Here is a 6,021-nt window from a genome sequence, read left to right on the forward strand (position 1 = left end):
GTGTGGAGTGCACTGCTATATTGCTGTCATATTCTGAAGTTATTCTGTAATTAAATTACGTTTTTGGTGTGCAAACACCGCTTCTACTTAAGAGTGAGACGCAAAATGAACGCAAAAGCGACTAAGACGCCACCCTCTCCAGTGATCGATAAAGCTGTATTTAAGGCAGCTGTTATCAAACACTTACACTGCACGCTTGGCACCGACGAAAACAAAGCAAATAATCATGCTTGGTGGAAAGCAACCTGTGCCGCAATTCAAGAGCAAGTACTTGAAGGTTTGCGCAAAACCCAGAAAAGTCACTACCTGAACGACACTCGCGCCGTTCATTACTTCTCGGCCGAATTCCTAATGGGCCGTTTATTATCTAACAATCTGCAAAACTTTGGTTTGTTCGATGTAGCTGGCGGCGCGTTGAAAGAGTTAGGCGTTGAGATTTCAGATATTCTTGAAGAAGAGCCTGACATGGCACTTGGTAACGGTGGCCTAGGTCGACTAGCGGCGTGCTTTATCGACTCGCTAGCAACGATGGAGTTGCCTGCCATTGGTTATGGTATTCATTATGAGCACGGTTTATTCCGTCAGGAAATTAAGAGCGGCGCACAAATTGAGCGTCCTGACAGCTGGCGTGACTACGGAAATCCATGGGAAATCTGCCGTCCAGAATCTACGCAAGAAGTATCGCTGTTCGGCTATGTAGAGACGAAATACGGTGAAAATGGTCGTGTATTAAAAGAATGGCACCCAGGTTCAATCGTTAAAGGTGTACCTTGGGATATTCCGGTTGTAGGTTACGAAGGTAAAACCGTAAACGTACTTCGCCTTTGGCAGTCAGAAGCATCGGGCTACTTTAACTGGGATGTATTTAACGCAGGTGGTTATGTCGATGCACAGCGTGAGAATGTTCAGGCAGAAACTATATCTAAAGTACTTTACCCAAATGATGAAACCGAAGCGGGTAAAGAGCTACGTCTTATTCAACAATACTTCTTCTGCTCTTGCTCACTTAAAGACATTATTCGTCGTTACAAGCGCGCTCACGGTGATGACTGGAGCCGTTTTGCAGATCAAGTTGTAATCCAGCTTAACGACACACACCCAGCTATTTCTATTCCAGAGCTAATGCGTATTCTTGTTGACCGCGCAGAGCTTGGTTGGGATGAAGCGTGGGGTATTTGTACGAAAGTATTCGCATATACTAACCACACATTGCTGCCAGAGGCACTTGAGAAGTGGCCTGCTCGCATGATAGAGAAAATTCTTCCTCGTCACTTAGAAATCATTTATGAAATTAACCATCGCTTTATGGCAGAGGTTGATAAGAAATGGCCTGGTGACAACGCAATGAAAGCAAAGCTTTCAATCATTGAAGAAGGCAACGAGAAGATGGTACGAATGGGCCACCTTTCGGTAATTGGTTCATTTGCAGTAAATGGTGTGGCAGAAATGCACTCTCGCCTTGTTAAGTCTTCTCTTTTCCCAGAGTTCGATGAACTATATCCAGGTAAGCTCACTAACGTTACCAATGGTATTACGCCACGTCGCTGGTTGAAAGCGTGTAACCCTGGGCTGTCTAAGCTTATTGATAAGAAAATTGGCGATGACTGGCCTCGTGATTTAGACAAGCTGCAAGGCTTGGCTAAATTTGCAAGCAACAAAACGTTCCAAAAACAGTTCATGAAAGTGAAGGTTGAGAACAAAGAATTGCTGGCAGAAGAAATTCGCAAGTCACTGGATATAGAAGTAGACGTAAATGCTATCTTCGACGTGCAGATTAAGCGTTTGCACGAGTACAAGCGTCAACACTTAGCGCTACTAAATATTATGGCCTTGTACCGTCGTATTCTTGAAAACCCTGATTACGATATGCACCCACGTGTATTCGTATTTGGCGCAAAAGCAGCACCTGGCTACAAGCTTGCAAAAGACATTATCTACGCGATTAATAAAGTTGCTGACAAGATCAATAATGACCCGCGCGTAAATAACAAGATCAAAGTAGCTTTCTTACCAAACTACCGCGTGTCGTTGGCTGAGAAGATGATCCCTGCAGCAGATGTATCTGAGCAAATCAGTACGGCAGGTAAAGAGGCATCGGGTACCGGCAACATGAAGCTTGCACTAAATGGTGCGGTCACTATCGGTACACTTGACGGGGCCAACGTTGAAATTGCTGAAGAAGTGGGCGATGACAACATCTTTATTTTCGGTCTTACTGTAGAGGAAGTGAATGAACTTAAAGCCAACGGCTACAACCCGTATGACTACTACTACAAAGACGCTGAAATTAAAGCTGTGCTGGATTGGCTAGAAACGGATTACTTTACGCCAGGAAAACCAGGTGCTCTGGTATCAATTAAGCAAAGCTTACTGGATAACGGCGACCCGTACATGGTGCTAGCGGATTTCCGAGCTTATTCTGATGCACAAATAGCAGTGGATGCCGCATATCGCGATAAAGAGCGCTGGGCAGAAATGGCTATTATCAACACAGCTAAGATGGGAAAATTTACTTCAGATCGCTCAATTCGTGACTACGTAGAGCGCGTTTGGAAACTTTCACCGTGTAAGATTGAAAGCTAATCGCAGAAGCGTATAGAAAGAACCCGGCAGTGGTAAACTTGCCGGGTTTTTTTATTACCTCTTAAATAACGTCTATATTGCTATATAGGCAACAAGGCCGATTGGCATTACCTTATTGGAAAGACTCGCGTGTTACTTTATTAACTATGGCTAATTTGCTACGGACTTAATAAGGTCACAGAGTTAAGTAATGTTGTGCAAAAGTATAAGAAGGTATGCAATATAATACGCAAGTGTCGTTGCGCCATTTGTAGCAGCATGGTCTTATATAAGTAGTTGTTTTTAGTACCTAGAAGCGTAAAGCTCAAGGAAAACATCATGAGCCAACATAGAACACTGGCAACCATTCCCAATCGCTATGCGTTTATCGATAGCGTTTCAAAACAAGCGTCTCAAAGTACCTCTATTTCTTTGATGCTGGTTGATGTTGTGCGTTTTTCAGATGTAACAACGAGTTTAGGTATCCATGTTGGCGACCGCTTTTTGCTTCAAATTGCCAACCGTATTCAGCTTCTCTTTGGGGAAAGAGTGTTCATCGGTCGCATCAGCGGAGATATCTTTGGAATAGTTTTTCCCAACGAAAGTAACGAAGTTGTTATGCGAGAAATGTTCGAGCGCCTCGTAGAACATTTTAAAACACCTATGCACTATGACGGCACGGCATTTATCGCAGATTTTAACGTGGGTGTGGTATGTGACGGAAGTGATCACTTCGATATCACTGCTTTTGTGTCCCGTGCAGAATCAGCCTTAAAGCAGGCGAAAGAAAATAAATACGAAAACTACTGTTCGCTGACCAAGTCAGATAAAACTGATACTGGTAGAAGTTTAGCACTAAAAGCTGACCTAAAGCGTGCACTAGCCCACAATGAACTAGAGCTTTATTACCAGCCCAAAGTTGACCTTAACACTCTTGAAATTGTTGGTGCTGAGTGCCTTTTACGCTGGAATCACCCCCTTGATGGCGTGCTGTTTCCTGGTCCATTAATTGAAGCCGCAGAGTCATATAATATGATGAATGAGCTGGGCTACTGGACTTTGGAGCAAGCGTTTAGAGCCCTTGGCGAACTAGATGCGCTTAGAATGCCGATTATACTGTCGGTAAACATTTCGCCCACTCAGTTGTATGACAATCAGTTAGTACCTACACTCACCATGTTGAGCGAATCTTATGGTTTGCCGCTGTCTTTTATTGAGCTAGAGCTTACGGAAGATGTTGCTTTATCAAATTCACTGATGGTGAAAAAACAACTAGATGAGTTGCGAAGCCTAGATGTGTCTATTTCCGTAGACGACTTTGGTAAAGGGTATTCAAACCTAGCGTACATTCGTGACCTCGATTTAGATGCGCTTAAAATAGACAAGTCCTTTGTCATGGAGTTAGAAGCGCACCCGGTTAATAGAGCTATAATTGAAGCTGCTAAAATTATTGGGCACGCCAAAAAATGTTGTGTGGTCGCAGAGGGTATAGAGACGGTTGAGCAGCTTCATATATTGCGAGAAGTAGGAGTTTCACAAGGGCAGGGGTATTTGTTTTCTCGGGCCATACCTTTTAACGACTTTATTCAGCTAGCTCAGCAAGAAATCATTATCGGTAGCTCGCCAACACGGGTACAAGCTTAGCTACTTTATATTCAAGTTAATGTTTTGATTTAAACTATTCTCTCTACTGTTATAAGGCTCGGTCGAGACCAATGAATTATGGAACAACTTTCTGTGATTACAACGTCAGATTGCTCTGCGAACATACGGTCAATACTCGTCATATTCTAATTGCGTTATTTTATACTTACAGTCGAAAGCAATAAAACCTTGAGATAACGTGATTTTGATAGGCTGTCTGGGTACACTTGAGCTATCCGAGATTAGACAACGTCAATAAAGCTCATTTATGCAAGAACTTATCGAAAGCGGCCAATTTTTAACACTTTCTCGCCGTCAACCAGAGTTATTCGAACGCGCTCAACATTTTACGCTAGCCAACGGCACTGAGGTTAGTATCACTGCACCTGGCATCATTAGTTTTTCTGTACAGTCTGCCTCTGCGCCAAATAAGCGGATTGTTTTGTCCTGTGGAGTTCACGGTAACGAAACGGCACCTATCGAAATCTGTGATGACTTGGTTAAAGGCATCCTGACAGGGGCAATTACGCTAGCGCACGATGTACTGGTTTTATTTGGTAATTTGCCGGCCATGGATATCGCCGAGCGTTTTGTTGAAGAGAACATGAACCGTTTATTTAGCGGGGCGCATTCAAAAGGCGAAGGTTTAGTAAACGCCGAACGCGTGCGTGCTAAGCAGCTTGAAGAAGCCGTGGCCTCTTTCTTCGAAGCGGCTGAAGGCACCCGTTATCACTATGACCTGCACACGGCTATTCGTGCCTCAAAAAATGAAAAGTTTGCGGTATATCCTTATCTTCACGACAGAGTGCACAGTAAAGGACAGCTAGCTTTCCTTGCGGCTTGTGGGGTGAAAACCATTCTTCTTTCTGAAAGTTCAACCACCACGTTTAGCTATTTCTCGTCTTATCAATACAATGCCCACGCATTTACCGTTGAACTTGGAAAAGTGCGTCCATTTGGGCAAAACGATATGAGTCGATTTGCTGATGCTAAAAACGCACTTACGCAGCTTATAACTCAAAAAGACTTTGCGCCTTCCGTGAATATGGAAGACCTTGATATCTATCGCGTTAACCAGATTATAAATCGCAACGAAGAGCAATTTACGCTTCATTTCGACGACGATACACCAAATTTCACTGACTACGCTAAAGGCACTGTGTTGGCGTCTGAACCAAACAAAGAGTACGTAGCAGAGCAAGACGGTGAAGCCATTGTATTTCCTAATGCGAAAGTTGCCATAGGGCAACGAGCCTTATTAACCGTTGTACCTACCACATTGGATAAGTTAGATGTTTAAACTTGATAGTCGTTTACACAATGATACATTTTTTGTCTGTGATCTCTCGCTGTGTCGTGTACTGTTAATGAACGATAGCCAATTTCCGTGGCTTATTTTGGTGCCTATGAGAAATGGTATAGCGGAAATTATCGATTTGTCAGAAGAAGAGCAAATGACCTTGTTACAAGAGTCAGCGCTAGCATCAAAAGCTATGCAGGCCTTGTTCTCACCGCTAAAACTTAATGTTGCAGCGTTAGGCAACGTGGTGAGACAGCTCCACGTACACCACGTCGCGCGCTTTGAAAGCGATTGTGCCTGGCCAAATCCTGTTTGGGGCAATCAGCCCACTGTGGCGTACGATGCTAATAAAGCGCAAGCGTTGGTTGAGTCCATCAAGCAGTGGTTCAAAGACAACAGTTAAGGGCGAATGCTCTAAAAAGCGATAAATTAACAGTTTACATTAAAAGGAGTTTTACATGATTGTTTCAACTACCCCAACCTTGGAAGGTCACAAAATTGAAGCTTATTACGGC

4 protein-coding genes are annotated in these 6,021 nt (G+C 43.5%); all 4 read left to right on the forward strand.

The window, feature by feature from the left end; all coding sequences use genetic code 11:
- Positions 1 to 105: 105 nt before the first annotated feature.
- The 4 genes from KL866_RS18500 to KL866_RS18515 all read left to right on the forward strand — a co-directional run bounded on the left by KL866_RS18500 (position 106) and on the right by KL866_RS18515 (position 5,909).
- Positions 106 to 2,583, forward strand: coding sequence for a glycogen/starch/alpha-glucan phosphorylase (locus tag KL866_RS18500; RefSeq protein ID WP_025254800.1), 2,478 nt, complete (start codon positions 106 to 108; stop codon positions 2,581 to 2,583).
- A 318-nt stretch (positions 2,584 to 2,901) separates the two neighbouring features.
- Positions 2,902 to 4,206: a bifunctional diguanylate cyclase/phosphodiesterase gene (locus tag KL866_RS18505; protein WP_214996411.1), complete on the forward strand. Its 1,305-nt coding sequence runs from the start codon at positions 2,902 to 2,904 to the stop codon at positions 4,204 to 4,206.
- A gap of 268 nt (positions 4,207 to 4,474) precedes the next feature.
- Complete coding sequence (gene astE / locus KL866_RS18510; RefSeq protein ID WP_025254802.1) at positions 4,475 to 5,506, forward strand: succinylglutamate desuccinylase; 1,032 nt, start codon at positions 4,475 to 4,477, stop codon at positions 5,504 to 5,506.
- Positions 5,499 to 5,909, forward strand: coding sequence for an HIT domain-containing protein (locus KL866_RS18515; RefSeq protein WP_025254803.1), 411 nt, complete (start codon positions 5,499 to 5,501; stop codon positions 5,907 to 5,909). The genes astE and KL866_RS18515 overlap by 8 nt, the downstream gene beginning before the upstream one ends.
- The last annotated feature ends 112 nt before the right edge of the window (positions 5,910 to 6,021 follow it).

It is taken from the genome of Alteromonas sp. ALT199 (assembly GCF_018619335.1).
Lineage (GTDB): Bacteria > Pseudomonadota > Gammaproteobacteria > Enterobacterales > Alteromonadaceae > Alteromonas.